Consider the following 25,781-nt stretch of genomic DNA (forward strand, 5'->3'; position numbering starts at 1 on the left):
TTGCAGCTTGCATCAAGCGCGCCGTGCTGCCGCGGGTGCTGTCGCTCAAGCAGGTCAAGCAGGTCGCCGCCAGCAGTCCGGTGCCGATCGAAGTGTTTGCCTTCGGCAGCCTGTGCATCATGGCCGAGGGCCGTTGCCACCTGTCTTCCTATCTCACCGGCGAATCACCGAATCTGTGCGGCGTCTGCTCGCCAGCCAAGGCGGTGCGCTGGAGCGAGGAACCGGAGGGGCTGACCTCGCGGCTGAATAACGTGCTCATCGACCGTTACGCCGAAGGCGAGTCAGCCGGCTATCCGACGCTGTGCAAGGGCCGCTTCATGGTCAATGGCGAACGCTTCCACGCACTGGAAGAGCCCACCAGCCTGAATACCCTGGACCTGATTCCTGAGCTCGCCAACATCGGTGTCACGGCAATGAAGATCGAGGGGCGGCAGCGCAGTCCCGCTTATGTCGAGCAGGTCACTCGCGTCTGGCGCTCGGCGCTGGACGCCTATCTGCAGGCGCCGCAGCGTTATGCCGTGCAGCCAGGCTGGCGCGCAGTGCTCGATGGCTTGTCGGAGGGCTCGCAAACGACCCTCGGCGCTTATCACCGGGCGTGGCAGTGAATCTCTTCAGCAAGGAGCAGTTATGAAACTCAGCCTAGGCCCCGTGCTGTTCTATTGGGATCGCCAGCAGACGCTGGACTTCTATGCCGACATGGCAGACATGCCGCTCGATGTGATCTATCTCGGGGAAACCGTCTGCTCCAAGCGCCGCGACATGGGGCTCGACGACTGGATTGGTCTGGCGCGTGAGCTGAAACAGCAATCAGCGGCGCAACTGGTGCTGTCCGGCCTTGCGCTGGTCGAGGCGGCTTCGGAGCTGTCCAGCCTGCGTCGGCTCTGTGAGAACGGCGAGCTGATGGTCGAAGCCAATGACATGGGTGCGGTGCAGTACCTGTCCGAGAAGGGCGTGCCTTTCGTGGGCGGCCCGGCGCTCAACCTCTACAACGGCCATGCACTGGCCGAGCTGGTCAGCAGCGGCATGCAGCGCTGGGTGCCGCCAGTGGAGATTTCCGGGGCGATGATCCGCGACGCGCGTGCGCAGCTGTCCCGGCTCGGTGTCGCCGTGCCGGAAATCGAGATCTTCGCCTACGGCCACCTTCCGTTGGCGTACTCGGCGCGTTGCTTCACCGCTCGCGCGGAAAATCGGCCGAAGGACGATTGCCAGTTCTGCTGCCAGAACTACCCAGAAGGCATCCCGCTGTTGAGCCAGGAAGGCGAGGCGCTGTTCACCATCAATGGCATCCAGACCCTGTCGGCCTCGGTCAGCAATCTGCTGGCGGACTATCCGGCGCTGGTCGAGAGCGGTGCCGAGCTGCTGCGGCTGAGCCCGCGCGCATCGGGCATGATCGAGGTCGTTCAGGCATTTGATGCGGTGCGCAAAGGTGGCCTGCCACCGCTCGCCGTCGACGGCTGCAACGGTTACTGGCATGGCCAGCCGGGCATGCTGCGCGCCGAGGAGGCCGGACTATGCTGAACCCTCGTGCACATTTATTGAAACTCGGCGAGCACCTGTTGCCGCTGGCCGCGCGAATCCCATTCGCGCTGCAACGTATCGCCTTGGAGCGCAGCCTGAATCAGCTTTTCGCTGAGCCATTGGCTGAGGATGCCTTCCAGGCCTTGGAAGGCCACTGGATGCGCCTGGAAGTCGTCGACCTCAAGCTGGGCTGGTGCCTGAGCTGCGACCGGCAGAAGTTGCGCATCGCCGAGCAGGCGCCGGTCCAGGTCACCATCCGTGGCAACTGGCGTGAGTTCCTGTTGCTCGCCAGTCGGCAGGAAGACCCGGACACCCTGTTCTTCAGACGCCGGCTAGTGATCGAGGGGGATACCGAGCTCGGCCTGGCCATCAAGAACCTGATCGACAGCCTCGACCCGGACCTGCTGCCGCCCTGGCTATGGAACGTGCTGCAGGGTGCCGGTGCTCAAGCCCGTAGGGCCGAATTTATTCGGCCGCGGGTTTTGTGAAGGCCGAACCAGTCCGGGCCTACGGCTTTTCTTCCATCCGAAAGGGGCGGGTCCGTCGAGCGTGCAGCGAAGCGTGTTGGCCGCAAGCGGCTTGCCGAGGCCAACGCAGGTAGCAGGTAGTTGTTCATCTGTCTGCTAGACCGAGTGCAGCCGGTGCCGCGGTTGCATGCGGTCGCTGGCAATGATGTTGCGCATGTCCTCGAGCAAGGCATCGGCTTCGGCTTCGGAGCACTCTTCGCGGTAGCGCTTGCGCAGTCCGTAACTGCTGAGGGTGATGTGGACGTTCGCGACTACGCCGTGCTGCGCCAGGCAGGCGCGTGCGCAATGCAGCGGGCAGCCGTCGATGGCCAGGATCGCTCGGCCAGAGTTGGCCTTGCTGACCAGCGAGCTGACCCGGCCGCCGACACCGGCAATGCAGGACATTTCGGCCAGACCGGCACGATCCAGGCGCACCGCGAGGGGATTGGCCAGTTGCGCCACGTTGGAACAACCCGAGCAGGCATGGACGAGGGGCAGGCGGGGTGCGGACATGCGCTTCTCCCGATTCGAAAGGGCCAGCGAAAGTATCCGGGCCAATCCAAGGGTGGCCCATGACGATCGTCAGGAAGCGGGGGCAATCCGTCGCAGCTCAGGCCTGATAAGCGGCCAGGCCCCGGCTGTCGAGTATCTCGATGCGCCGGCGCTGTACGCTGATCATTCCCGACTCGATCAGCCGATGCAGGATGCGCGAAAAGGTCTCCGGCTGAATGCCCAGCTTGGAGGCGATCAGACGCTTGGGCACATCGAGGGTCACCACGCCGCTGTCGTCCTCTTGCGACTGATAGAGAAAGCGCACCACCCGATGACTGGCGTTGGCCAGCGTCAGGGTGTCGATTTCGTTCAGACGCTGATGCAGCCGAATGCTCAGGGTGCCGAGTATGTCCAGGCAGATGCTCGGGTGTTGCTCGAGCATGCGCCGGTAGTGCGGGCCGTTGAGGCTGGCGAGGAGGCTGGCCTTCAGTGCCGTGGCGCTGACCGGATAGTTCGGCGCGCCAGTGAACAGCAAGGCTTCGGCAAATGACTCGCCAGCGCGGATGACCTCGACCAGTTTTTCCTGGCCGTCGCAGACTACGCGGTGCAGTTTCACCTGACCGCTGAACAGAAAATAGAACCGCTCCGCCTTGTCGCCTTGATGAAACAGCGAGGCACCGGCGGGCAGCCGCTTGAGGTTGGCCGAGGCGCACACGTCCTGTAGCGCGGCTTCGGGCAATCGGCTGAACAGGTGGTGTCGGCGGAGGTCCGCGACGAGGGATGTTTCGGTCAGCATGGTTCCTCCACCGGCACCTGTCCGGGATGGTTCGACGTTGCATCCTAGGAGCACGCATCGCCCCCTTCCTTGATCGCAGACAAGATCGTCGGCCGCGGTTGCCTCGGAGTCATTTTAAAAATACCGCCAAGGTGAATTGACGATGGCCAATTCGCTCGCGGCCGCAATTGCCTGCATTTCACATCATCAAACCCTGGACGCGGCGTGGCGGTGCGTTGGCGGTACGAATCAGCTCCAACCCCAGAACTGCAGATACCAGCCGTAACCAACCACCGCGGTCGCCAGCCCCACGCAACCGAATGCCGCCATCCGACGCAACCCATTGGCGCCATGGCGGCTGATCACGCGCCAGGCCAGGTAGAGGCTCCAGCCGACGGCACCGACCAGCAGCAGCGCGCGGGTCGGCTGCGCCCAGGCAAGGATGAAACCCTCGTAGCGCAGCAGTTTGATGGTGGTGGCTGAAAGACCGAGAAAAAGTCCGGCGCCGCCCAGCGGCGTCAGGGTTAGCGCCAGGTGATGAAACACGTTGTCGCCGCGGCTCATCAGCCTCACCGCACCTTGCAACAGCAGCCACAGGGCCCCACCGATCAGCAGTGAGCTGGCACCGATGTAGGTGAGGATCGCCGCACCGTCGAGCCAGGTGAAGGCGTCGTTGGCCTGCGGGTAGTGGGTCAGCAGCCACCAGGGCGCGTTGGCCTCCAGCGGCCAGAAGAGGTCGCGATCGACCAGCCATTCGGCGGCGCTCTGTTTGAGGGTGATGAACCAGGGGCTGACCGTCCACTGGAAGGCGCCCATGGCCAGCCCGATCATGCCGAACAGCAGCAGCGTGCTGTCCCAATGACCCTGTTGCGGCTGGTTGCCAAGGATGAGGATTTCCTCGTTCGGCGAGCGGGCGGCCAGCGCCACGGCGCCGCGCTGGCCACTGCAGCGACCACAGGCGTGGCACTCGCTGTTGCCTTGCATGCGGCGGATGTCGATCAGCGGCGCGCAGTTGGGGGTCGCCAGCTTCGGTCCCTGATTGGCCTGCCAGCGTTCTTCGTCGACCTTGTAGTGCATCGGCGCCAGACGGGCGAGCAGGCCGAACACGCCGGTGACCGGGCACAGGTGCCGGCACCAGACGCGTTTGCCCCGACCATAAAGAAAACCGACGATCATCGCCGCGACGGTCGAGCCGCCGAGAATCAGCGCGGCGGCGCGGCCATAGTCATAAACGCTGATCAGCTGGCCGTAGACGGTGGTCAGCACGAAGGCGATGGTTGGCCAGCCGCTCCAGCGAATCCACAGCGGTGTGCGCTTGTTCAGCCCGCGCCAGCTGATCCATTCGCTGAGCGAGCCTTCCGGGCAGAGCACGCCGCACCAGAGCCGGCCGAACAGCACCATCGACAGCAGCACGAACGGCCACCACAGCCCCCAGAACAGGAACTGGGCGAACACCGTGATGTTGTCCAGCATGCGCGCTTCGGAAGGCGGCAGCGAAAGCATCGCTGGCACCAGCAGCAGGACCAGATAGAAGCCGACCACCAGCCACTGGATCAGGCGGATGGTCCTGGCGTGCTGGCGCAGCAGGTCGCCGATGCGTGCCAGCCGGGAGGCGTTGGTGATCATGCGGTGCGCGCCTCCAGCCGATCCGCCGCCTTCGGTCGCAGCCAGGCCCATACCGCCAGCCAGTAAAGCGCCATGAGAATGACCGCCGCCAGCGATGGCATCGCCCGGTAGCCGGTCAACCCGGCGAGGGTGCTGCCCAGGGTGCCGCCGTCATCGAGCAGGGCCGAGGTGTCCCAGACCGGGTCACCGAAAACGGTGTAAAGCACTTCAGGCACGTCCATGCCCATCAGCTGGCCGCTGAAGCGGTCGAGGCCGGCCATCAGCAGGGCCGCGCCGAGCAACAGCAGCAGCGCCTCGCTGACCTTGAAGAAGCGCTTCCAGGAGAACAGCCGGCTGCCGGCCTGCAGTGCCGCGTAGCTCAGCAGCGCGAGCGCAAAGCCCAGCACACCGCCGATGACGAAACCGGTCAGGTCCGAACCGTCCTGCTGATGGCCGATGCCGTACAGAAACACCACCGTTTCGCTGCCCTCACGCGCCACAGCGAGCATCGCCAGTACCAGCAAGCCGATGCCACTGCCCTGGCTAAGGTGCGCGGCGGCGCTGTCGACCAGATTGCGTCTGAGATCGCGCCCATGGTGGTGCATCCAGCCGACCATCTGCAGGATCAGCAGGGCGGCGGCCACCAGCATGGCGCACTGGAACCACTCGCCAGCCGGCCCGGCCAGCCAGTCGCCGGCGCTGAGAATGCCCCAGGCCAGCAGCGAGGCCAGGCCGACCCCGGCGCCCACACCGCTCCAGAGCATGCGCAGCGCATGACGGTTGTCCGGTTGCTGGCTCAGCCAGGCATGCAGGATGCCGATGACCAGCAGCGCTTCGACGCTTTCGCGCCAGACGATGAACATTGATTCGCCCATGTCGCTTCTCCTGTGCAGAGACTACTTGGCGATGATTTCGCCTTCCGGGAGGTCCATGTGGAACTCATCGAAGAAGGGGTAGCGGCCCGGTTTGAGCGGATGAATCACGACGAACGAGGTGACGCCCGGCGAGAGCACCTTTTCCACCCGCAGGGGCGTGCTCTCGAACTCGGTCGGCCCCTTGCCGGCGTTGATCACGACGATCTTGAAGCGCTGGCGAGCCGGCACTTCGATGGTGGCCGGCTCGAAATGGCCGTCGCGGATGGTCAACTCATAGGTCGGCAGACCGGCCTGGGCGCTGCCGGCAAAGCCGGCCGCGAGCAGGGCGAGGGCTGGAAGCAGGATGCGTTGCATGCTGACCTCCGGCTCAGTAGCCGCCTTTCTTGCCGATGCCGGCGTAGGTGAACGCGTAGTTCAGCGTGCACGGTTCGAACCAGGGCGCGACGCCGGTTTCCTTGTCGACGTGACGGCCGAACGTGGCATGCTTGCCGTCTGGCGGCGAGACGGTGAAGGTCAGCTGATACTTGCCCGGGCCCATCAGCTTGACGTTGTCGCCATAGTGCGGACCGTCATTGGCCACCATCGGGTGAAAGTCGCCTTCGATTTTTTCGTCCGAGCCTTGCTTGCTCAGCGAGTAACGGATGTTGAGATAGGAAACGAAGCTGCCTTCCTGCCAGCCGTTGCGGTTGCCTTCGGTGGCGGCGATGTCGGCTTCCAGATGCACATCAGAGTTGGCGGCGTCGAGCATCATGCCGGCAGGCTCCATTTCGACCGGCTGCAGGTAAACGGCAGCGACCTCCATACCGCCGCATTGTTGCGGTTCACCGATGGGGTATTCCTTGGCCTGGGCGAGGGAAGGGAGCAGCAACGACGCGATGGCGAGGGTAGCGGGAATGCGCATGAAGCCTCCGAAGAGATTGGGTGGTTGATGCAGGAAAGGATCGCACCTGTGATGCTTAACGATAACGATTCGCGTCAATTTTGGGGGAAATATTTTGTAACGTACACCCTGGGTCGTCCTGTGTCGCTGCGCTTGATAACGCGGAAGGCGGCGTCTTGAGGGGCTCTGGAGTCGTTTCTGCGTTGAGTTGTCACAGTCTGATCGCGTGTTTTGACAAAAGCGCTCTCATCGCTGCGGCTATGGTCGGGCGTTGTGTCGAGAGATCGATTAAATGCTGCGAGGAAGATCGATAGGCGCCTACCATATGCGCTTTCGGAGTCGGGGAATTTCATGACTCAAGCTGTACTGGACGCCAGAACCGCCCGCGTATTGCCGTGGCTGGTCGCCATCGCATTCTTCATGCAGACCCTTGATGGCACCATCCTCAACACCGCCTTGCCGGCCATGGCCCGCGACCTTGCCGAAGACCCGCTGCGCATGCAGGGAGTGGTCATCGCCTACATGCTCACCGTGGCGTTGCTGATTCCGGCCTCGGGCTGGGTAGCGGATCGCTTTGGTGCCCGGCGGATCTTCTTTTCCGCCATTGTGCTGTTCACGCTCGGTTCACTGTTGTGCGCGATGAGCATCAGCTTCAATCAATTGGTGATGTCGCGCGTCGTGCAGGCGGTAGGCGGCGCGCTGATGCTGCCGGTGGGGCGTCTGGTGATATTGCGCGCCTACCCGCGCAGCGAATTCGTGCGGGTGATGACCTTCATCGCGCTGCCGGGGATGGTCGGGCCATTGATCGGGCCGACGCTGGGCGGTTGGTTGGTCGAATACGCCTCCTGGCACTGGATTTTCCTGATCAATCTGCCGGTGGGGTTGATTGGCTGCATCGCCGCGCTTCGTTTCATGCCCGACCTGAAGAGCAGCGAGCGGATGCGCTTCGATACGGTCGGCTTCTTGCTGTTTGGCGGCGCGATGGTGCTGGTCACCATTGCGCTCGAAGGTCTGGGTGAAATGCAGATGCCCCACGCCCGCGTTCTATTGCTAATGGTGATTGGCAGCGCTTGCCTGGCGGCCTACTGGTTACGCGCCGGGCACATCGACAAACCGCTGTTCAGCCCGTCCCTGTTTCACACCCGCAGCTTTGCCGTCGGCATCTTCGGCAATCTGTTTGCGCGCCTGGGCAGTGGGGCGCTGCCTTTCCTGTTGCCGTTGCTGCTGCAGGTCGCGCTGGGCTACTCCCCGGCGCAGGCGGGCATGAGCATGATTCCGTTGGCGCTCGGCGCGATGTTCGTCAAGCCATTGGCCAAGCCACTGATCGACCGCCTCGGCTATCGGCGCATTCTGATCGGCAACACCCTGTTGCTGGGCAGCCTGATCGCCAGTTTGGCGACCATCGACGGGCAGACTCCGACGGTACTGTTGCTCGTACACCTGAGCCTGGTCGGCATGGTCAATTCGATGCAGTTCACCGCGATGAATACCGTGACCCTGGTGGGGCTCAGCAACCAGAACGCCAGCAGCGGCAACAGCCTGCTATCGGTGGTGGTGCAACTGTCGATGAGCCTGGGCGTGGCCTCGGCCGGCGCCTTGCTGGGCGGCTTCACGGTCCCGGGCGCCGACGGCGCGGCCGTGCTGCAAGCGTTTCACCTGACGTTCCTGTGCATCGGCGCGATGTCGATGCTGGCCGCGACATTGTTCTTTCAGCTCGACAGCAAGCAGGTCATGGCCGCCCGGCTCATCGACGACGAGTGACAGATCAGCCGATACAGAGATCGGCTTCCTCTTCCTCGGGTATCTCGTCAGTCACGATCACTCGCGCGTGGTGGCTGTTTTCTTCCTCCATGCGCAGGCCGAAATAGCGGGTGTCATATGCATCCCAGAACGCCTCGACCTGCTCTATCGTGGCGGCCTCGAGGAGTACCTCCAGGCTGTGCTCCAGGACAATGGTGTAGAGTTTTTTAGAAGACATGATTAGCAGGCTCGTGCTCGATTCAGAAGATGGCTGCTCCTCTGCAGCCGTGATGTCATTCTGACAGCTGACGAGCATTTGGTAGTTTCCGCTCATCGCCTGAAAAGAGCTTCCCGCTGAACGGTTAGCCGCAATGTGGGTCAGTGCGAGCCGGGCTGGCTTCAGTTATCCCTCTCGCCGATCTCTCTCATCAATCCTGCCCAGTCGTGTCGCTATGTGCGACATGTCCGTCCGCTTGCAGGTCGCCGTTGGATTGCTTCGCTCAAGCGCTTCTGGCGCATAGGGCGGTGCTTCAAGCCACGTTATGGAGCCTTCACTGCCTCGCGGCTTTCCTCCAGAACCCGCTGCCTTTGTTTACCTGTACGGGTAAACATTATCGACCTGTCGCGTATCGCGACATAATGTGTAGCGCTCGCCGGATGTGCCGGACTCGACAGAAGGACTTGGTTTATGGGAGCAATGGGAACGTTCTGGTTGGTGACGGGAGGCTCGCTTTGTGCGGCTTTGGTGCTGGCCATCATTCTGTGGCTGCAATGGCTGCAGCTCAGGCAACACAGGGTGGAACTCGCCGTGCTGCGCGAGCTGCTGCAGGGACTCGGCGCGATCGTTCAACGTCTGGAGCAAGAAAAGGCCGAGCTGTCTGCAGGCCTGCGAGCGGAGACGGGGCAGGTGGAGTTGCTCAAGCGGCAACTGAGTCAGCTACGTGGGTGACTCAGTCTGCCCGCCCGGTTTGCGGCCTACCCCGGAGGCTGTGTTCGACCTGCTCGCAACATTGCCGGTAGCGTTCCGACAAGTCTGATGGCACACGCCGCACTGTCGATTGCCAGGGACGTGGTCGATGAACTTCGGATATGGCAGATCCAGCGCTCTGTGCGACGCCCTGAGTTCCGATGAGAACCGCTCCGACGAGCAGGAACACTTTGTTGAGATATATATCGGTAAAATGTTCCGTCAACCTGTCCTGATCAACGGTGAAAAATGGCCCCTGCGTCAGAAATTGATATGGAAACGCTTCGCAGCAGTGCGGCGGAAGCCTGCGGTCTGCTCAAGGTTCTGGGTAACCCGGACCGGTTGCTGCTGTTGTGCCAGCTGACTCAGGGCGAGTACTGCGTGGGCGATCTGGCGACTCTGACCGGTATCACTCAGCCGACCCTTTCCCAACAACTGACCGTGCTGCGGCACAACGGCATGGTCAGCACCCGTCGCGAAGGTAAGCAGGTCTACTACGGCATCGCGAGCCCTCAGGCGATGGAGGTCATGCAGGTGTTGTACAAGCTCTACTGTCAGGCGCCTCAAGCCGCGGAGCACCTGAGCCGAGCATAGGCTGGCGTTTGGCCCGGCTGCCACCACGTTTAAATCGAATGCAGGAGCCCGGCTGCTGGCTGGCGTCAGCGATCGCCTGCAGCTGAGTCTTGATGGCGGTCAGCGGGCTGCGCAGCTCGTGGGCGGCATCATCGGTCAGCCGCTTTTCGCATTCGAGCCTTTGCGCAATCCGTGCAAACAGTCTGTTCGGTGTCATGGAGCTTGTGTAGGGGCGAATTCATTCGCCCGCGTGGCAGAGGAGGTGGCGGCGGCGATGGTTGGCAGGGCGCAACAAAAGCGGGCGAACAAGGTGCGGCGGCACGGAATCGGTACTTCGCCGTTGAAGCGCGGCGGGCACGGACGGTGCGGCCTGCCCCTGTCCGCCGCGTCGATGCTCACTTGTCGCGATCGATATTGAACGGCGACCAGGCCTGTCGGGTAGGCATCACTTCGAGGCGGTTGATGTTGATGTGGTCTGGCAGCGTGGCGACATAGAAGATCTGCTCGGCGATGTCTTCGGCGGTCAGCGGGGTGGTGCCACGGTAGAGCTTGTCCGAGGCTTCCTGATTCCCCTTGGTACGGACCAGGGTGAACTCGGTTTCGGCCATGCCGGGGGCGAGGTCGGTGACCCGCACGCCGGTGCCCAGCAGGTCGCAGCGCAGGTTGTAGCTGAACTGTTCGACGAACGCCTTGGTGGCACCGTAGACGTGGCCGCCCGGGTACGGCCAGTGGCCGGCGACCGAGCCGATGCTGATGATGCTCGCGCCCCGGCCGGTCTCGATCAGGCGCGGCAGCAGCGCATGGGTGACGTTGACCAGGCCGGTCACGTTGGTGTCGATCATGGTGTGCCAGTCGTTCAGGTCCACCTTTTGCGCAGGCTCCGGGGCGAGCGCCAGGCCGGCGTTGTTGACCAGCGACTTGACCTGGCGAAAGCCTTCGGGCAGCTCGGCGACGACCTGCTTCACCGCCTCGGCGTCGCGTACGTCGAGCGCAGCGATATGCACCGGGACCTTGGCTGACAGCTCTTGCTTCAGCGCCTCGAGCCGCTCCTGGCGGCGTCCGGTCAGAACCAGCGCCCAGCCGGCCTCGGCAAAGCGGCGGGCGGTGGCGCGGCCGAAGCCGGATGTCGCGCCCGTGATGAAAACCACGTTGTTCATGCAGGGACCTCTTGTCTGTTCGGGTAGGCGGGCCGTACGCGGCCGACCCGGGGAGCTTACTGCGTCAGACCGTCAAGAGCAGCAGCCAGTTGCCGTCAGACATGTTCGAACCCTCGTTTGGCATCGAACCGGCTCGCCCACTTGAGCGCCCGTTCCAGGCAGATGCTGATCGCCCAATAGAGAGCAATGACCACCACCAACGCCTCCATCGGAATGCAACCTGTCGAAAGCCTTCGCCCTGGGGCTGCGCATCGGCTATCTGGTCGCCGATGCCGAACTGCTCGACGAGTTGCGCGCGCTGCGTCGCCTGATGTATCGCCATCCGCCACTCAACAACCAACGCATGCTTGTCGAGATTCTGGCCCAGGGACACTACGATTCGCATCTGCGGCGCTTTCGCGGCGAGCACCGCCGTCGCCGCGATACCCTGCGCCTGGCACTCGACGATGAGCTGCCCGGTTGCCAGCCGATGGGCAGTCCCGGCGCCAGCGCCTTCTGGCTCCAGGCCCCGGACGGTGTCGACACCCAGCGCCTGGCCTGGGCCGCCGCACAGCAGGGCGTGCTGTTCGAGGCAGGCGCGCAATTCTTCTTCAACGAGGCTCCCCGGCGAATTTCATGCGCTTGGGCTTTCACGCCATCGACGCCGCCCGGATCGGCGAGGGCACGCAGGTTTTGGGGAGGGTGTTGGGGCGGTTGTTGGACGAAGCCCCTACGCCGAGGAGTCCGCCTCGACGATCCGGGGCCACAATTTGATCTCCTGCCTCGCAAGAGGAGCTTTCCATGACGAACCAGAGGCGGTCATTGTATGGTGAATACAGCGAAGGAAAGAGGTCTTTGAGTCGCAGCGGTTGTACCTCGGCAGCAGCTGCCAAGGCCAAGCGCGAGGGCGGATACGTATTGGGTGCTGAGCCTCATGGACGACGTTGCAGGTAGTGCACGCTGAACAAATCCTGAGCGTCGGTCCATTGACCGCTGCAGTCGAAGCCGGCGCTATTGGCCAGGTCGGCAAACGACTGCAAGGTGTACTTGTAGGAGTTCTCGGTATGCAGGCTTTCACCCGCTTCGAAATGGAAGCGCTGGCCCTCGATCATCACGTCCTGCGCCTCACGGCTGACCAGGTGCATCTCTATCCGCGAGTCCTGCTCGTTGAAAAACGCCCGGTGGGCAAAACGCGACGGGTCGATATCACTATCGAGCTCCTGGCGGATGCGCTGCAACAGGTTGAGGTTGAACGCGGCCGTGACGTGGGCGCGATCGTTATAAGCCGCCTCCAGCACGCTGCGGTCCTTGACCAGATCGACGCCAATCAACAGGCCACCGCCCGGCGGCAGGATTGCATGCAGGTGCCCGAGCAGTTTGCGCGCTTGCAGCGGGGTGAAATTGCCGATGCTCGAGCCCGGAAAAAACACCAGCGGATGGTGCAAGGTAAAATCGTCCGGCAGCTTCAGCTCGTCTGAGAAATCTGCGCAGGCTGCGTGCACTTCGAGCCAGGGGTAGTCTGCGGCGAGGCGCTGAGTACTCGTGAGCAGGAAGTCTTCAGAAATATCGATGCCGAGGTAACTGACCGGCCGCAGCCCCTCGAGCAGCAGGCGTACCTTGCGGCTGGCGCCGCTGCCCAGCTCGATCAGGTCGGTCTGTGGGCCGGCGATTTGCAGTATCTCGTTTGCCGCGTTGGCGAGGATCTTTTCCTCGGTGCGGGTCACGTAGTATTCGGGCTGCAGACAGATCTGCTCGAACAGCTCCGAGCCGCGTCGGTCGTAGAAAAACTTCGGCGAGATGTGCTTCGGCGATGCGGCGAAACCCTCCAGTGCCTCGTCGCGCAGGGAGCTGTCGTGGGTCGGCTGCGTCTGATCATGAAAATGTACGGCTAGTGCCATGTTTCATAGCTCCCTGGCCAGGCGCAGCCCGGCGAATTGCCAGCGCATCGCCGGCTGAAAAAAGTTGCGGTAGGTGGCGCGGATGTGCGCCTCAGGTGTGGCGCAACAACCGCCGCGCAAGACCATCTGACCGGACATGAACTTGCCGTTGTATTCGCCCAGGCTGCCTTCCAGCGGATGGAAGCCGGGGTAGGGCCGATAGGCGCTGGCGGTCCATTCCCAGACATCACCGAACAACTGCGCCGGCCCCTCATGCGGCACGCTGGCACAAACAGGTTGCAGATGGTCGCTTTCCAGAAAGTTGCCGCGCCGTGGCTGGTCGGTGGCGGCGACCTCCCATTCGGCTTCCGTGGGCAGCCTGGCGTCGGCCCAGCGTGCATAAGCGTCCGCTTCATAGAAGCTGATGTGGCAGACGGGCGCTTCCAGGTCCAGTGGCTGCAATCCGGCAAGTGTCATTTCGCACCAGCCGCCGTCCTCACGATGCCAATACAGCGGCGCGTTCCAGCCGTGCTGGCGGATATGCGCCCAGCCATCGGATAACCAGAGTTCGCTTCGCGCGTAGCCACCGTCTGCGATGAACGACAGGTACTCGCGGTTGCTGACCAAGCGGTCGGCCAGCTGAAAATCTTCGACGAATTGGCGGTGTCGCGGCGTCTCGCAATCAAAGGCGAAGCCACCGCCAGCATGGCCGATATGCCGCACGCCACCGGCATAGCTGTGCCAGCGAACACGGTCGTTATGCAGTGCGGGTGCAGGTTTCAAGTCGCTGCGATAGACAGGGTGCAGCGGGTTCTGCGCAAGGATGTGCTTGATGTCCATCAACAGCAATTCCTGATGCTGCTGCTCGTGCTGCAAGCCCAGCTCGACCCGGTGCATGATCTCGGCGGCGTGCTGGTGTGGCGGATGGGTCAGCAGCTCACCCATCGCCCGGTCGACATGCTGGCGGAACCGGTAGACGTCCTCTACGCCAGGGCGCGAGATCAGCCCGCGCTGAACCCGTGGGAACGGCGTGCTGTGGGTTTCGTAGTAGGAATTGAACAGGTGGTCGTAAGCCGCATTCAGTGGCTTGTAGCCTGGCAGATAAGGCTTGAGCAGAAATGCCTCGAAAAACCAGCTGATGTGCGCCAGGTGCCATTTCGGCGGGCTGACGTCGGGCATGCTCTGGATGACGTAGTCTTCGATCTGCAGCGGTGCACAAATTGCTTCACTGGTGGCGCGAACCTGCTGGAAGCGCTGCAGCAGGTGATCCATATCGGCCAGGGCCGGTTGCTGTTTCGGCTGTTGTGCCAGGTTACCCATGGGCATCCCCCCGATCGATGCATGGAGCGGCCAATAACCGCCTCTATAAGCGACCCGAAGCGAGGCGCAAAAGTTTCTGCGGCGTGTGGCTGGTCGCCTCTTCAAGTTATTCATGAAAGCAGCCCTGCGTCGAATCGTCGGGCCGCTCGACGCTCATCCGCCTTCCATTGTCTGCTGTTCCACAGCTTGATCGGTCCAATTTGAAAAAACCGACCGGCTAATCGGTCTCGACCGGCGGGACTGGCCGGATCAGAATCTCATTGACGTCCACATGGCCTGGTTGCGACAGCGCATAGACCACCGCGCGAGCAATGTCGTCGGGCTGTAGCGCATAGGGGGGCGGCTGGTCGAACAGCGGTGTATCGACCATGCCCGGTTCGATCAGCGTGACGCGCACGCCGGTGCCGCGCAACTCTTCACGCACGCTCAGGCCCATGCCGGTCACCGCCCATTTGCTGGCGCTGTACATGGAGCCGGGGATCACGAAGCGGCCCGCGGCTGAGCCGGTCAGCAGCAGATGGCCACGGCTGGCCTTGAGCGCTTCGAGGCTGCAGCGCAGGGTCAGGCCGACGCCGTAGACGTTGGTCAGCAGCATCTCGCGCCAGACCGCGGGATCGGCGCCACTGAAGCCGCCTTCGCTGCCCGGCATGCCGGCATTGGCGTAGACCGCATCGAGCTGGCCGAAATGAACAAGTACCTGCTCCACCATGGCCTGTTGTTCGGCGTATTCCTTCACGTCACAGCGGATCGCCCGCGCGCGCTCGGGGCCGCCAAGCTCATTCACCAGCCGCCTCAGCTTGTCCTCGGCGCGCGAGGCGAGGGCAACGCGGTACCCGGCCTCGGCCGCGAGGCGGGCAGTGGCGGCGCCTATCCCGGAGGAGGCACCGGTGATCAGAAGTACCGGATCGCTCATGGTCGTCCTCGTCAGCTGGCAGAAGCCTCAATAGTTCGGTGGGGTTTCGGGGATGCCGGTGTCGTCATCGAGGGCTGGCATGGTCCAGGGCTCGAGGCGCTGATCCTTGTCTTCGACATCCAGCCTGGCTTGCTCGATGACGCTGCCGAGGCGCTGTGGGCGGGTGTATTCCTCGCGTGACACGCTGGCAACGCGTAGCACTTCGGTACCGCTGCCCGACATCACGGTAAAGCCGAAGCTGTCGTCGTCAGGGTTGGCGCTGGTCACGCAACCGCAAGGCAGAAAGGCTTCTGAAACGAGCTGCATCGCTTCGTCCAGGTTCAAGGCTTGGTTGCTCATGGGGTTCTCCGACTTCGGGCTGTATGAAGTGGACCGCCAAGCGGCGCTGCCGTTTCCTTTGACGCGACGGGATGTGCCGAGCCGGCCTTGTGGACGAGCCGCTGCGGCAGCATATTCAGGAGATGACAGACTCTCTCGTCCATGCAGCGCTGGCTGCGTTCCACCCTGCCGTGGCCGGCTGGTTCGGTCGCAGCTTTCCGGCGCCGACTCCCGCTCAGGCCCGCGCCTGGCCTCTGATACGCGCCGGTCAGTCGACGCTGGTAGCAGCGCCGACTGGCTCGGGCAAGACGCTCACGGCCTTTCTCGCCGCCATCGACCAACTGGTGCAGCAGGGCGTTGCCGAAGGCGGTCTCCCGGACCAGACCTCGGTACTCTACGTCTCGCCGCTCAAGGCGTTGTCCAACGATATCCACGTCAATCTGGAACAGCCGCTGGCGGGTATCTCCGCGCAGTTGCAAGCGCTCGGTCTGCCACCGCTGGAAATTCGCACCGCCGTGCGCACCGGCGACACGCCGCAGGCCGAGCGCGCGGCGATGCGCAAGCGGGTGCCGCATATTCTGGTGACCACGCCGGAATCGCTTTATGTGCTGCTCGGCTCCGAATCCGGTCGGCAAATGCTGGCCGGTGTGCGCAGCGTGATCGTCGATGAGATTCATGCCATCGCCAGTAACAAGCGTGGCAGCCATCTGGCGCTGTCGCTGGAACGGCTGGAGGCGTTGTGCGCGCGTCCGCTGGTGCGGGTCGGCCTGTCGGCAACACAGAAACCCATCGAGGCCGTGGCGGATTTTCTGGTCGGTGCGGGGCGCCGCTGCGAAATCGTCGATGTGGGCCACGGCCGAGCGCGTGACCTGGCGCTGGAGGTGCCACCGGTCCCGCTGGAAGCGGTAATGAGCAACGATGTCTGGGCGCTGGTGTACGACCGGCTTGCCGCGTTGGCGGCTGAACATCGGACCACCCTGGTTTTCGTCAACACCCGGCGCATGGCCGAACGGGCCGCGCGGCACCTCAGTGAGCGTCTCGGCAACGCAGTGGTCGCCGCCCATCACGGCAGCCTGGCGCGCGAACAACGGCTGGATGCCGAGCAGCGGCTCAAGCGCGGCGAACTAAGGGTGCTGGTGGCTACTGCTTCGCTGGAGTTGGGCATCGATATCGGTGATGTCGAACTGGTCTGCCAGCTGGGCTCGCCGCGCTCGATTTCCGCCTTCCTGCAACGCGTCGGGCGCGCCGGGCATCAGGTCGGGGGCGTGTCCAAGGGGCGTCTGTTCCCCAGCTCACGCGATGACCTGATCGAATGCGCTGCCTTGCTCGACAGCGTGCGTCGCGGTGAGCTGGATACCTTGGTGATTCCCAAGGCGCCACTGGACGTGCTGGCGCAGCAGATCGTGGCCGAGGTGTCGTGCCAGGAATGGCAGGAGGAGGCGCTGCTGACGCTGATTCGCCGGGCCATGCCGTATGCACAATTGAGCGAGGCGGACTATCAGGCGCTGCTGGCAATGCTCGCCAAGGGCTACACCACCCGTCACGGTGCGCGCGGCGCCTATCTGCACCGTGACTCGGTCAACCGCAGCCTTCGCGGACGACGCGGCAGCCGTCTGACCGCGCTGACCTCCGGCGGCACCATCGCTGACAACGCCGACTATTCGGTCCTGCTCGAACCCCAGGGCTTCAACATCGGCACGGTCAACGAGGATTTTGCCGTCGAGAGCCTGGCCGGTGATGTCTTCCAGCTCGGCAATACGGCCTACCGCATCATCAGGATCGAGGCGGGGCGGGTGCGGGTTGAAGATGCTCAGGGCCAACCGCCGAACATTCCGTTCTGGCTGGGCGAAGCGCCAGGGCGCAGCAATGAGCTTTCGGCGGCCGTGGCGAGGTTGCGGGGGGAGGTTGACCAGCGTCTGGCCGACGCCGAATCCCGTAGGAGCCAGCTTGCTGGCGATGCTTTTACGCAGCCAAGGATCGCCAGCAAGCTAGCTGCTACAAAAGCGGAAGGTGCCGATGCTTCAGCGGGCTCCTCACGGCTGCAGCTTGCCATCGACTGGCTCACCGGCATCCTCGGCCTGCCGGACGCCGCGGCTCGGCAGATCGTCGAGTACCTGGCGCGCGCCCGTTCCGCGCTGGGCGCGCTGCCGACGCAGCAACGGTTGATCATGGAGCGCTTCTTCGACGAATCCGGCGGCACCCAGTTGGTCATCCATTCGCCGTTCGGCAGTCGGATCAACCGTGCCTGGGGCCTGGCGCTGCGCAAGCGCTTCTGCCGCACCTTCAACTTCGAGCTCCAGGCCGCGGCGACCGAGGATGCGATCATCTTTTCGCTGTCCACCAGTCACAGCTTCCCGCTCGATGAGGTGTGGCGCTACCTGCACCCTGACAGCGCCGAGGCGGTGCTGATCCAGGCACTGCTCGATGCGCCGCTTTTCGGTGTGCGCTGGCGTTGGAACGCAACTACCGCGCTGGCGCTACCGCGGATGGCCGGCGGGCGCAAGGTGGCGCCGCAACTGCAGCGAATGAAGAGTGAAGACCTGCTTGCCACCGTGTTCCCGGACCAGGTCGCCTGCCTGGAGAACATCGTCGGCGAGCGGGAGGTGCCGGATCATCCGCTGGTTGCACAGACGCTCGATGACTGCCTGCACGAGGCCATGGACAGCGAGGGCTGGCTGGCGCTGTTGCGGCGCATCGAGGCGGGCCAAATCGAGCTGCTGGCCCGCGATCTGCCGGCACCGTCGCCGCTGGCCATGGAAGTGCTGGGCGCGCGGCCGTACGCCTTTCTCGACGATGCACCACTGGAAGAGCGCCGAACCCAGGCCGTGCTCAATCGCCGCTGGACCGACCCTGAATCTTCCGACGACCTCGGCGCGCTGGATGCCGCTGCGATCCAGGCGGTGGACGAGGAAGCCTGGCCCCAGGCACGCACTCCGGACGAGTTGCACGAAGCGCTGACGGGGCTCGGCTGCATCGCTGAAGTGGAAGCGCAGGCCGATCCCCAATGCCTGGCCTGGCTGAGCGAACTGGCTCGTGGCGGGCGCGCGACGCGGATGCTGGTCGCGCAGGATCGCGCGCTCTGGTTACCCATCGAGCATCTGGCGCTCTTGCAGTCGATCTATCCCAGCGCTCGTTGCGAGCCGGTGCTCGAGCCGTTGCCGGGCTTCGATCAGCAATCGAGCGAAGACGCCGCGCTGGTCGAGCTGATCCGCGCGCGCCTGACCGGCTTCGGCCCCTTGCCGGTACCGCTGATCGCCCGGCCGCTGGCCTTGCCGGCGTCGGCGGTTGCGCTGGCGCTGACGCGCCTGGAATCCGAAGGCTATGTGTTGCGCGGTCGCTTCACGCCTGGCGCACGTGAAGATGAATGGTGCGAGCGGCACCTGCTGGCGCGCATCCACCGTTACACGGTCAAGCGCCTGCGCCGTGAAATCGAGCCGGTGGAACGCGCCGACTTCATGCGATTCCTGTTCGACTGGCAGCACCTATCCGAGGCCACGCGGATGCAGGGACGTGACGCGCTCGGCCCGGTAGTTGAGCAGCTTGAAGGCTTCCAGGCCGCTGCCGGCGCATGGGAAAGCGATCTGTTGCCGGCGCGACTGAACGATTACGGAGGGCCGTGGCTGGACGAGTTATGTCGCTCCGGGCGCATCGTCTGGACGCGCCTGGCCGGCCGGATCAAGGCCAGCAGCGGGCCGGTGCGCGGCACGCCGATCGTCTTGCTGCCGCGTCGGCAACTGGCGGCCTGGTACGTGCTGGCCAGCGACGCGCCGCAGCCGGAACTGTCCTCGCGCGCGCAGCGGGTATTCGAAACGCTGCAAACTCAGGGTGCTTTGTTCTTCGACGAACTCCAGCAGGACGCACGCCTGTTGCGCAGCGAACTGGAGGATGCCCTGGGTGAGCTGGTCGCGGTAGGGCTGGTCAATGCGGACAGCTTCGCCGGTCTGCGGGCGCTACTAGCGCCCGCTGCGAAGCGTTCACGCAGCACCCGACAGAGCCGCGGCGGCGCATTCATCGGCGGCATGGCTGATGCCGGCCGTTGGGCGCTGGTGCGCAAAGGCACGCCGGCGCCGATCGAGACCTCGGCGCGCCGGCCCGCGCTCGACCCCGAAGCGCTGGAGCACATTGCGCTGACCTTGCTGCGTCGCTACGGTGTGGTGTTTTGGCGCTTGCTGGACCGGGAGGCGGATTGGCTGCCGCCCTGGCGGGATCTTCTGCGGGTCTACCATCGGCTCGAAGCGCGTGGACACATTCGCGGCGGGCGTTTCGTGGCGGGCGTGGCGGGCGAACAGTTCGCCTTGCCCGAAGCGGTTGGCCTGCTGCGTGAGGTGCGCAAGCGACCGCTGGCCGGCGAGATGATCGCCGTATCGGCGGTCGACCCGTTGAATCAGGTCGGCACGCTGCTGCCTGGCGAGCGCATACCCGCTACTGCCGGCAACCGCATCCTCTATCGTGACGGTGTACCCCTGGCGTTGCTGATTGCCGGAAAACCGGAGCTGCTCGCGGAGCTGGACGAAGACGACCAGCGCAAGGCCAGGCAACTGCTGGCGGTGGCGCGGCGGTAACAGCCGCCTCGGGGCGAAGCCGGGTGGAGCTGGGGCGGCGGGTGGATCTCCAGGCCTGGCCCCGTAGGATGGACTCGCGCTCGCCGAGGCGTCAAAGCGCCACGGTGGCATCTATCAAAATAGCCAACGACGAACCACTCCTAGCCACTGAAGATACCTAGATGCAACCGGGTTGCGGTGTTCAAAAAGCAGAAGGTTGACAGGCGGGGCGAGTCCAGACCGTAGGATGGGTGCAACCCATCACGCGCGCTCGATGGGTTGCACCCATCCTACGTCTGGCAGCTAAATTACCCCGCCACCAACACCCGAATCGCCTCCAGGCGCAGTCCGGCTTTCTCCAACATGGCCAGACCTTCTTCGCGCTGCTTGCGCAGGGCTTCGATCTCGCTGTCGCGCACGCTCGGATTGACTGCCTGCAACGCGGTCAGCCGCGCCAGCTCTTCGTCGAGGCTGGCCTTCAGCCGGTGTTGCGCTTCGGCGACACGCTCGCTATGACGCGGGGCGATCTTGGCTTCGGCATCGGCAATCTGCACCGCCAACACATCGCGCTGGGCCTGGATGAACTTGTTTGCGCTGGCGCGCGGGACGCTTTCCAACTGATCGGTCAGCGTCTCGAACGCGACTTTGGGCGCCAGGTCGTTGCCGTTCGAGTCCAGCAGGCAGCGCAGCGCCAGTGGTGGCAGGAAGCGGTTCAGCTGCAGCGCTCGCGGCGCCACGACTTCGCTGACATAGAGCAGTTCCAGCAGCACGGTACCGGGCTTGAGCGCTTTGTTCTTGATCAGCGCCACGGCGGTGTTACCCATGGAGCCGGACAGCACGAGATCCATGCCGCCCTGGACCATGGGGTGTTCCCAGGTCAGGAACTGCATGTCTTCGCGGGCCAGCGCCTGCTCGCGATCATAGGTGACGGTCACGGCTTCGTCGTCGCCGAGTGGGAAGCTGGCGTCGAGCATCTTCTCGCTGGGGCGCAAGATCAGTGCGTTCTCGGAATGGTCTTCGCTGTCGATGCCAAAGGCGTCGAACAGTTCTTCCATGTAGATCGGCAGGGCGAACTGGTCGTCTTGCTCTTCGATGGCTTCGACCAGCGCCTTGCCTTGTTCGCCGCCGCCCGAGTTGAGTTCCAGCAGGCGGTCGCGGCCGGCATGCAGGTCGGCTTCGAGGCGCTGGCGCTCGGCGCGGACCTCTTCGATGAATGTCTGAAACTCGTCGTCGTCACCTTCTTCCAGCTGGTTCAACAGGCGCGGCCCGAACTGATGCTGCAGGGCGTTGCCGGTCGGGCAGGTGTTGAGGAAGGCGTTCAGCGCCTCGTGGTACCACTTGAACAGGCGTTCCTGCGGGCTGGTTTCCAGGTAGGGCACGTGCAGCTGGATGACATGCGCCTGACCGATCCGGTCGAGACGGCCGATGCGCTGCTCCAGCAGGTCCGGGTGCGCCGGCAGATCGAACAGCACCAGGTGATGCGCGAACTGGAAGTTGCGGCCCTCGCTGCCGATCTCGGAACAGATCAGCACCTGCGCGCCGAACTCCTCGTCAGCGAAGTAGGCGGCGGCGCGATCGCGCTCGAGGATGCTCATGCCTTCGTGGAACACGGTGGCCGGAATGCCGGAGCGCACGCGCAAGGCGTCTTCCAGATCCAGCGCGGTCTCGGCGTGGGCGCAGATGACCAGCACCTTGAACTTCTTCAGCATCTTCAGGGTGTCGATCAGCCACTCGACGCGCGGGTCGAAGGTCCACCAGCGGTTCTGCGCGTCCGGCTCTTCCTGCTGGGTCTGGAAGCTGACTTCCGGGTAGAGCTCGGCGTGCTCACCCAGCGGCAGCTCCAGGTACTCGGCAGGGCAGGGCAGCGGATACGGATGCAGCCGGCGCTCGGGAAAACCGCGCACGGCGGCGCGGGTGTTACGAAACAGCAGACGTCCGGTGCCGTGACGGTCGAGCAGCTCGCGGATCAGGCGGTTGCTGGCTTCGATGTCGCCATCGGTCGCCGCGGCGAGCAGGGCTTCACCTTCGACGCCGAGGAAGTCATGGATGGTCTGGTGCGCTTCCTGCGACAGGCGATCCTCGTCCAGCAGTTCCTGCACCGCGCGGGCCACCGGCTGGTAGCTGGCGCTCTCGGCGCGGAAGGCTTCGAGGTCATGGAAACGGTTCGGGTCCAGCAGACGCAGGCGTGCGAAGTGGCTTTCCTGACCGAGTTGCTCGGGCGTCGCGGTCAGCAGCAAGACGCCGGGAATCACTTCGGCCAGTTGCTCGACCAGCTTGTATTCGGCGCTGGCGTTTTGCGGATGCCAGACCAGGTGATGCGCTTCGTCCACCACCAGCAGGTCCCAGCCGGCGGCAAAGGCAGCGTCCTGCGCGCGCTCGTCGTCTTTCAGCCATTCCAGCGACACCAGTGCCAGCTGGGTGTCTTCGAACGGGTTGCTGGCATCGCTTTCGATGAAACGCTCGTCATCGAACAGGGCAACCTGCAGGTTGAAGCGGCGGCGCATTTCCACCAGCCACTGATGCTGAAGATTTTCCGGGACCAGGATCAACACGCGCTTGGCGCGGCCAGAGAGCAGTTGGCGATGGATCACCAGGCCGGCTTCGATGGTCTTGCCCAAGCCCACTTCGTCCGCGAGCAAAACGCGCGGGGCGATGCGGTCAGCGACTTCACGGGCGATGTGCAACTGGTGCGCGATGGGTTGCGCGCGCACGCCACCCAGGCCCCACAGCGAGGACGTCAGCTGTTTGCTCTGGTTTTCCAGGGTGTGGTAACGCAGCTTGAACCAGTTCAGCGGGTCGATCTGGCCGGCGAACAGGCGGTCGCTGGCGAGGCGGAACTGGATGAAGTTCGACAGCTGGGTTTCCGGCAGCGTGCGGGCTTCGCTCTGTGCGGTCAGGCCGTGATAAACCAGCAGGCCGTCGACATCGTCGACCTCGCGCACGGTCATCTTCCAGCCTTCGAAATGGGTGATCTCGTCGCCCGGAACAAAACGCACACGGGTCAGCGGGGCGCTGCGAGCAGCGTACTGGCGGGTTTCGCCCGTTGCGGGATAGAGCACGGTGAGCATGCGGCCATCTTGCATCAGGATGGTTCCCAGACCGAGTTCCGCTTCGCTGTCGCTGATCCAGCGTTGCCCCGGTAGATACTGCTGCGCCATGCCCTGACTCCCGCTGTAAAAAAGCCCGCTATATTAACGGAACACTGCCGATAGAGCGACGATAGATGCCGCGCCAGTCAGTGTAGCGTTGCTGTTAAAGTCGACAGCAGGTTAAGCGTTCGGTTGGTTCAGGGCCGCCTGAATGGCCCTTGATCTTGGCGTTGCTTTTGGAGAGCACAGATGCTGCCAGTTATTCCACCCGGTGCAGTCCAGGTGACCGCGCAACAGGACGTGGTCAAACCGAGACCTGATATCGCGCCGGTGACGCCCGTTCAGCCGAGCGCCAACGAAAGCTCGGTGGGGCTCGATCGTCGTCACCCGCAGGAAGCCGCGCAGATGCTGGGCGACGAGCAACGCAGGCGACAGCATCGTCGTGGCTATACCGCTCAGGAGCTGGCCGAAGGCGAGACCGCCGAAGAGGATCAGGCCGCCCTTGAAGAGCTTCCGCGACAGGGGCTATGGGTGGATGTCGAGGTTTGAGCTGCCTGGGGCAGCCAACAGCGAGGTGATCGAGCTGCCAGACGCGGATCTGCGCTACTTCCCGCAATGGGTCGAAGCAGGTCTGGCTGATCAATGGCTTGCGGAGCTTTCAGCACAGACGCCATGGTCCCAACCACAGCTCAAACTCTATGGCCGCGGCATCGCCGTGCCGCGACTGGTCGCCTGGTATGGCGATGCCGACGCGCTTTATCGGTATTCAGGCCTCACTCACCAACCACTTGCCTGGACGCCACTGCTGGCCGGTATCCGCCACCAGCTGGAACAGCAGGTCGACCAGTCATTGAACGGTGCGCTGCTCAATTTCTATCGCGACGGGCAAGACGCCATGGGCTGGCACAGCGATGACGAGCGAGAGCTCGGCCATCAGCCGCTGGTAGTCTCGCTCAATCTGGGCGCAACGCGGCGTTTCGATTTTCGTCGCAAGGGAACCAGCCGGATTGCGCACTCCGTCGAGCTCGAGCATGGATCGCTGCTGGTCATGAGCGGTCTCACGCAGCATCATTGGCAGCACCAGATCGCCAGAACACGAAAGGTCCGAGCACCGCGCCTCAACCTGACTTTCCGCCAGATCATCCGCGAGCCCATCCTATGAGCAGTGACGAAAAGCTGATCGACTTCAGCGCCGAACGTGAAAAGCGCATCCATGACATCAAGGAAAAGCGACTCGTCGAGATGCGCCAGGCCTTCGAGCAAGTGCTACCGCTGAGCAAGCCGAAGAAGAAGCCCAAGGCCAAGCCGAAAAAGCGCTGACAGGCCTCTGACCGTCCGTTTCCAAGCCAAGCGTGGCTTCTGTCCCGCAGCACCTTTTCTGACACCCCGTTTTTTTGATCCAGATCAGCTCCCGCGGAGCCTTTGTTCAAAGGCTCCGCAGCGATTGATGTCGGTCAATTTTTTTATCGGCAGGGAGGAAGACTATGCAGCCATCAGATAGCGAAACAGCTTGGAGGTAAGGAAATCATGTTCGTCGATAATGTGGTGCTCGCAGGGGTGGTCACGGTCGGCCTTATGGTCGCCTTCCTCGGCGGTTTCGGATATTTCATCTGGCGGGACGCGCATAAGAAGCGGTGATCCGGCTGGAGGTAAGGAGCACGCAAGGCATTTGGGCGACTTAGGTCGCCTTTTTTTTTCGGTGCGCCAGGCATGGCGCTGGGGTTGCATGAGCACGGTCACGGGTTCCGGGCGGGCGATGGATTCATTGGCACACCGTGGCTTGGCGTCTTGGCGTGTCGCTCGAAGGCTGCTCCCCGGGGTACCGATGCGCCTCATGTCGCTGGGCCAGTCAATTGCCGAAGGGCGACAATCAGGCGCCCTCGTGCGTGGCCCTGCATGGTTCAGGAGCCGTCAAGCGGTGGGCGTGTCCGGCGGAAGACTCCAACGATCTTCGTTGCCTCAGCCAATTGTGACCGGGGGCAGGGCTTTGATTTCGACGGTCTGTGCCTTGCGCGGGGCGAGGATTTCGGCCTCGCCGTCAACGACCATCTCGTCGCGCTGGTTGAAAACCTGGGTGGCGACGCGGACGCGAAACTTTGGCAGCTTCTCGAGAATCTCCAAGCGCACGGTCAAGGTATCGCCAAGCTTGACCGGCAGGGCGAAACGCATCGTCTGGCCGAGATAGATGGTGCCCGGTCCGGGCAACTCGCACGCCACGGCTGCGCTGATCAGTGCGCCGCTGAACATGCCATGTGCGATGCGCTCACGGAAGATCGTCGAGGCGGCGAATTCGGCATCCAGGTGGACCGGGTTGTGGTCACCTGACATTGCGGCGAACAATTGAATGTCGCGTTCTTCTACGGTCTTGCTGTAGGTGGCCTTCTGGCCCACCTCCAGATCGGCGTAGGGGGTATTGCTCAATGTGCTCATGCGTAAACCTCGGAATACGGAAACGGACGATAGGCCCAGCCTCGACAGAAGCCGCGGCAGGTGATGGCGGGCGCGCCGGTGCGGGCGCTTGGGTGGCTGCATTCTAGAGGTCTGCGGCGGGGTTGTCCTGTTCCAGGGCCAGTGGCTGGAGATTCACATCACTGATTACACCCGCCTCGCTATTGCGCGGCACAGCGCAGCTGGTAAGTTCGCCATAGCCCGCCGC

Annotated in this window: 26 protein-coding genes; 12 read left to right on the forward strand and 14 right to left on the reverse strand. The window is 63.6% G+C overall.

Annotated features, from left to right (window positions below):
• The 3 genes from NA637_RS11150 to ubiT all read left to right on the forward strand — a co-directional run.
• Positions 1 to 605: peptidase U32 family protein (locus tag NA637_RS11150; protein WP_256072302.1), on the forward strand; the 605-nt coding region annotated here is incomplete at its 5' end.
• 22 nt (positions 606 to 627) lie between these two features.
• On the forward strand, positions 628 to 1,518 hold the full coding sequence (locus tag NA637_RS11155; protein ID WP_256072303.1) for a U32 family peptidase: 891 nt from the start codon (positions 628 to 630) through the stop codon (positions 1,516 to 1,518).
• Positions 1,512 to 2,006, forward strand: a complete 495-nt coding sequence (ubiT, locus tag NA637_RS11160; protein WP_256072304.1) for a ubiquinone anaerobic biosynthesis accessory factor UbiT — start codon at positions 1,512 to 1,514, stop codon at positions 2,004 to 2,006. Before NA637_RS11155 ends, ubiT begins: the two co-directional genes overlap by 7 nt.
• A 135-nt stretch (positions 2,007 to 2,141) precedes the next feature.
• Here the strand turns inward: ubiT and NA637_RS11165 are convergent, their stop codons facing one another.
• The 6 genes from NA637_RS11165 to NA637_RS11190 all read right to left on the reverse strand — a co-directional run bounded on the left by NA637_RS11165 (position 2,142) and on the right by NA637_RS11190 (position 6,672).
• Positions 2,142 to 2,537: a putative zinc-binding protein gene (locus tag NA637_RS11165; protein WP_256072305.1), complete on the reverse strand. Its 396-nt coding sequence runs from the start codon at positions 2,535 to 2,537 to the stop codon at positions 2,142 to 2,144.
• Positions 2,538 to 2,634: 97 nt separating this feature from the next.
• Positions 2,635 to 3,312, reverse strand: coding sequence for a Crp/Fnr family transcriptional regulator (locus NA637_RS11170; protein WP_256072306.1), 678 nt, complete (start codon positions 3,310 to 3,312; stop codon positions 2,635 to 2,637).
• A 228-nt stretch (positions 3,313 to 3,540) separates the two neighbouring features.
• On the reverse strand, positions 3,541 to 4,917 hold the full coding sequence (locus tag NA637_RS11175) for a 4Fe-4S binding protein (protein ID WP_256072307.1): 1,377 nt from the start codon (positions 4,915 to 4,917) through the stop codon (positions 3,541 to 3,543).
• Entirely contained in the window at positions 4,914 to 5,771 is an 858-nt protein-coding gene (locus tag NA637_RS11180) for an FTR1 family iron permease (RefSeq protein ID WP_256072308.1), read from the reverse strand. The genes NA637_RS11175 and NA637_RS11180 overlap by 4 nt, the downstream gene beginning before the upstream one ends.
• A gap of 21 nt (positions 5,772 to 5,792) precedes the next feature.
• Positions 5,793 to 6,125, reverse strand: a complete 333-nt coding sequence (locus NA637_RS11185) for a cupredoxin domain-containing protein (RefSeq protein ID WP_256072309.1) — start codon at positions 6,123 to 6,125, stop codon at positions 5,793 to 5,795.
• 13 nt (positions 6,126 to 6,138) lie between these two features.
• Complete coding sequence (locus NA637_RS11190) at positions 6,139 to 6,672, reverse strand: iron transporter (RefSeq protein ID WP_256072310.1); 534 nt, start codon at positions 6,670 to 6,672, stop codon at positions 6,139 to 6,141.
• A gap of 330 nt (positions 6,673 to 7,002) precedes the next feature.
• Here NA637_RS11190 and mdtD point away from each other — a divergent pair, with 330 nt between their 5' ends.
• Positions 7,003 to 8,412, forward strand: coding sequence for a multidrug transporter subunit MdtD (mdtD, locus tag NA637_RS11195; RefSeq protein ID WP_256072311.1), 1,410 nt, complete (start codon positions 7,003 to 7,005; stop codon positions 8,410 to 8,412).
• 4 nt (positions 8,413 to 8,416) lie between these two features.
• On the opposite strand, the gene NA637_RS11200 is transcribed toward mdtD, so the two are convergent.
• Positions 8,417 to 8,629 carry a hypothetical protein gene (locus NA637_RS11200; protein ID WP_256072312.1) on the reverse strand — a complete coding sequence of 71 codons (213 nt, stop codon included), beginning with the start codon at positions 8,627 to 8,629 and terminating at the stop codon, positions 8,417 to 8,419.
• A 459-nt stretch (positions 8,630 to 9,088) separates the two neighbouring features.
• Here NA637_RS11200 and NA637_RS11205 point away from each other — a divergent pair, with 459 nt between their 5' ends.
• The gene (locus NA637_RS11205) at positions 9,089 to 9,340 is read left to right on the forward strand and encodes a hypothetical protein (RefSeq protein ID WP_256072341.1); all 252 of its coding nucleotides are present in this window, start codon (positions 9,089 to 9,091) and stop codon (positions 9,338 to 9,340) included.
• 267 nt (positions 9,341 to 9,607) lie between these two features.
• Positions 9,608 to 9,952 carry an ArsR/SmtB family transcription factor gene (locus tag NA637_RS11210; protein ID WP_256072313.1) on the forward strand — a complete coding sequence of 115 codons (345 nt, stop codon included), beginning with the start codon at positions 9,608 to 9,610 and terminating at the stop codon, positions 9,950 to 9,952.
• A 374-nt stretch (positions 9,953 to 10,326) separates the two neighbouring features.
• On the opposite strand, the gene NA637_RS11220 is transcribed toward NA637_RS11210, so the two are convergent.
• Entirely contained in the window at positions 10,327 to 11,088 is a 762-nt protein-coding gene (locus tag NA637_RS11220) for an SDR family oxidoreductase (RefSeq protein ID WP_256072314.1), read from the reverse strand.
• A 277-nt stretch (positions 11,089 to 11,365) separates the two neighbouring features.
• On the opposite strand from NA637_RS11220, the gene NA637_RS11225 reads away from it, so the two are divergent.
• Positions 11,366 to 11,872, forward strand: coding sequence for a hypothetical protein (locus tag NA637_RS11225; RefSeq protein ID WP_256072342.1), 507 nt, complete (start codon positions 11,366 to 11,368; stop codon positions 11,870 to 11,872).
• A 127-nt stretch (positions 11,873 to 11,999) separates the two neighbouring features.
• Here the strand turns inward: NA637_RS11225 and egtD are convergent, their stop codons facing one another.
• The 4 genes from egtD to NA637_RS11245 form a co-directional block, all read right to left on the reverse strand.
• Positions 12,000 to 12,965 carry an L-histidine N(alpha)-methyltransferase gene (gene egtD, locus NA637_RS11230; protein ID WP_256072315.1) on the reverse strand — a complete coding sequence of 322 codons (966 nt, stop codon included), beginning with the start codon at positions 12,963 to 12,965 and terminating at the stop codon, positions 12,000 to 12,002.
• A gap of 3 nt (positions 12,966 to 12,968) precedes the next feature.
• Positions 12,969 to 14,264, reverse strand: coding sequence for an ergothioneine biosynthesis protein EgtB (gene egtB / locus NA637_RS11235; RefSeq protein WP_256072316.1), 1,296 nt, complete (start codon positions 14,262 to 14,264; stop codon positions 12,969 to 12,971).
• 217 nt (positions 14,265 to 14,481) lie between these two features.
• Complete coding sequence (locus tag NA637_RS11240) at positions 14,482 to 15,177, reverse strand: SDR family oxidoreductase (RefSeq protein ID WP_256072317.1); 696 nt, start codon at positions 15,175 to 15,177, stop codon at positions 14,482 to 14,484.
• A 27-nt stretch (positions 15,178 to 15,204) separates the two neighbouring features.
• Positions 15,205 to 15,516, reverse strand: a complete 312-nt coding sequence (locus tag NA637_RS11245; protein WP_256072318.1) for a hypothetical protein — start codon at positions 15,514 to 15,516, stop codon at positions 15,205 to 15,207.
• A 122-nt stretch (positions 15,517 to 15,638) separates the two neighbouring features.
• Between NA637_RS11245 and NA637_RS11250 the strand changes: the two genes are divergently transcribed.
• Positions 15,639 to 20,057 carry a DEAD/DEAH box helicase gene (locus tag NA637_RS11250; RefSeq protein ID WP_256072320.1) on the forward strand — a complete coding sequence of 1,473 codons (4,419 nt, stop codon included), beginning with the start codon at positions 15,639 to 15,641 and terminating at the stop codon, positions 20,055 to 20,057.
• Between the two features lie 287 nt (positions 20,058 to 20,344).
• Here the strand turns inward: NA637_RS11250 and rapA are convergent, their stop codons facing one another.
• A complete protein-coding gene (gene rapA / locus NA637_RS11255) occupies positions 20,345 to 23,194 on the reverse strand; it encodes an RNA polymerase-associated protein RapA (RefSeq protein WP_256072321.1) in 2,850 nt (949 codons plus the stop codon).
• Positions 23,195 to 23,374: 180 nt separating this feature from the next.
• Between rapA and NA637_RS11260 the strand changes: the two genes are divergently transcribed.
• The 4 genes from NA637_RS11260 (at position 23,375) to ccoM (ending at position 24,763) form a co-directional block, all read left to right on the forward strand.
• Positions 23,375 to 23,674: an aspartate-semialdehyde dehydrogenase gene (locus tag NA637_RS11260; protein WP_256072322.1), complete on the forward strand. Its 300-nt coding sequence runs from the start codon at positions 23,375 to 23,377 to the stop codon at positions 23,672 to 23,674.
• Positions 23,661 to 24,287 carry an alpha-ketoglutarate-dependent dioxygenase AlkB family protein gene (locus NA637_RS11265; protein ID WP_256072323.1) on the forward strand — a complete coding sequence of 209 codons (627 nt, stop codon included), beginning with the start codon at positions 23,661 to 23,663 and terminating at the stop codon, positions 24,285 to 24,287. Before NA637_RS11260 ends, NA637_RS11265 begins: the two co-directional genes overlap by 14 nt.
• Entirely contained in the window at positions 24,284 to 24,445 is a 162-nt protein-coding gene (locus tag NA637_RS11270) for a hypothetical protein (RefSeq protein ID WP_256072324.1), read from the forward strand. Before NA637_RS11265 ends, NA637_RS11270 begins: the two co-directional genes overlap by 4 nt.
• 207 nt (positions 24,446 to 24,652) lie before the next feature.
• Positions 24,653 to 24,763, forward strand: coding sequence for a cytochrome c oxidase subunit CcoM (ccoM, locus tag NA637_RS25520; RefSeq protein ID WP_045425123.1), 111 nt, complete (start codon positions 24,653 to 24,655; stop codon positions 24,761 to 24,763).
• Positions 24,764 to 25,084: 321 nt separating this feature from the next.
• Here the strand turns inward: ccoM and NA637_RS11275 are convergent, their stop codons facing one another.
• Entirely contained in the window at positions 25,085 to 25,555 is a 471-nt protein-coding gene (locus NA637_RS11275) for a MaoC family dehydratase (RefSeq protein WP_256072325.1), read from the reverse strand.
• Positions 25,556 to 25,781: the final 226 nt, after the last annotated feature.

The organism is Stutzerimonas stutzeri (genome assembly GCF_024448935.1).
Lineage (GTDB): Bacteria > Pseudomonadota > Gammaproteobacteria > Pseudomonadales > Pseudomonadaceae > Stutzerimonas > Stutzerimonas stutzeri_AO.

What these genes read in the sequence shown, in the direction of transcription:
- NA637_RS11155 (WP_256072303.1), top strand. Translation starts at nt 628, where the DNA reads ATGAAACTCAGCCTAGGCCCCGTGCTGTTCTATTGGGATCGCCAGCAG.
- ubiT (WP_256072304.1), top strand. Translation starts at nt 1,512, where the DNA reads ATGCTGAACCCTCGTGCACATTTATTGAAACTCGGCGAGCACCTGTTG.
- NA637_RS11165 (WP_256072305.1), bottom strand. Translation starts at nt 2,537, where the DNA reads ATGTCCGCACCCCGCCTGCCCCTCGTCCATGCCTGCTCGGGTTGTTCC.
- NA637_RS11170 (WP_256072306.1), bottom strand. Translation starts at nt 3,312, where the DNA reads ATGCTGACCGAAACATCCCTCGTCGCGGACCTCCGCCGACACCACCTG.
- NA637_RS11175 (WP_256072307.1), bottom strand. Translation starts at nt 4,917, where the DNA reads ATGATCACCAACGCCTCCCGGCTGGCACGCATCGGCGACCTGCTGCGC.
- NA637_RS11180 (WP_256072308.1), bottom strand. Translation starts at nt 5,771, where the DNA reads ATGGGCGAATCAATGTTCATCGTCTGGCGCGAAAGCGTCGAAGCGCTG.
- NA637_RS11185 (WP_256072309.1), bottom strand. Translation starts at nt 6,125, where the DNA reads ATGCAACGCATCCTGCTTCCAGCCCTCGCCCTGCTCGCGGCCGGCTTT.
- NA637_RS11190 (WP_256072310.1), bottom strand. Translation starts at nt 6,672, where the DNA reads ATGCGCATTCCCGCTACCCTCGCCATCGCGTCGTTGCTGCTCCCTTCC.
- mdtD (WP_256072311.1), top strand. Translation starts at nt 7,003, where the DNA reads ATGACTCAAGCTGTACTGGACGCCAGAACCGCCCGCGTATTGCCGTGG.
- NA637_RS11200 (WP_256072312.1), bottom strand. Translation starts at nt 8,629, where the DNA reads ATGTCTTCTAAAAAACTCTACACCATTGTCCTGGAGCACAGCCTGGAG.
- NA637_RS11205 (WP_256072341.1), top strand. Translation starts at nt 9,089, where the DNA reads ATGGGAACGTTCTGGTTGGTGACGGGAGGCTCGCTTTGTGCGGCTTTG.
- NA637_RS11210 (WP_256072313.1), top strand. Translation starts at nt 9,608, where the DNA reads ATGGCCCCTGCGTCAGAAATTGATATGGAAACGCTTCGCAGCAGTGCG.
- NA637_RS11220 (WP_256072314.1), bottom strand. Translation starts at nt 11,088, where the DNA reads ATGAACAACGTGGTTTTCATCACGGGCGCGACATCCGGCTTCGGCCGC.
- egtD (WP_256072315.1), bottom strand. Translation starts at nt 12,965, where the DNA reads ATGGCACTAGCCGTACATTTTCATGATCAGACGCAGCCGACCCACGAC.
- egtB (WP_256072316.1), bottom strand. Translation starts at nt 14,264, where the DNA reads ATGGGTAACCTGGCACAACAGCCGAAACAGCAACCGGCCCTGGCCGAT.
- NA637_RS11240 (WP_256072317.1), bottom strand. Translation starts at nt 15,177, where the DNA reads ATGAGCGATCCGGTACTTCTGATCACCGGTGCCTCCTCCGGGATAGGC.
- NA637_RS11245 (WP_256072318.1), bottom strand. Translation starts at nt 15,516, where the DNA reads ATGAGCAACCAAGCCTTGAACCTGGACGAAGCGATGCAGCTCGTTTCA.
- NA637_RS11250 (WP_256072320.1), top strand. Translation starts at nt 15,639, where the DNA reads ATGACAGACTCTCTCGTCCATGCAGCGCTGGCTGCGTTCCACCCTGCC.
- rapA (WP_256072321.1), bottom strand. Translation starts at nt 23,194, where the DNA reads ATGGCGCAGCAGTATCTACCGGGGCAACGCTGGATCAGCGACAGCGAA.
- NA637_RS11260 (WP_256072322.1), top strand. Translation starts at nt 23,375, where the DNA reads ATGCTGCCAGTTATTCCACCCGGTGCAGTCCAGGTGACCGCGCAACAG.
- NA637_RS11265 (WP_256072323.1), top strand. Translation starts at nt 23,661, where the DNA reads ATGTCGAGGTTTGAGCTGCCTGGGGCAGCCAACAGCGAGGTGATCGAG.
- NA637_RS11270 (WP_256072324.1), top strand. Translation starts at nt 24,284, where the DNA reads ATGAGCAGTGACGAAAAGCTGATCGACTTCAGCGCCGAACGTGAAAAG.
- ccoM (WP_045425123.1), top strand. Translation starts at nt 24,653, where the DNA reads ATGTTCGTCGATAATGTGGTGCTCGCAGGGGTGGTCACGGTCGGCCTT.
- NA637_RS11275 (WP_256072325.1), bottom strand. Translation starts at nt 25,555, where the DNA reads ATGAGCACATTGAGCAATACCCCCTACGCCGATCTGGAGGTGGGCCAG.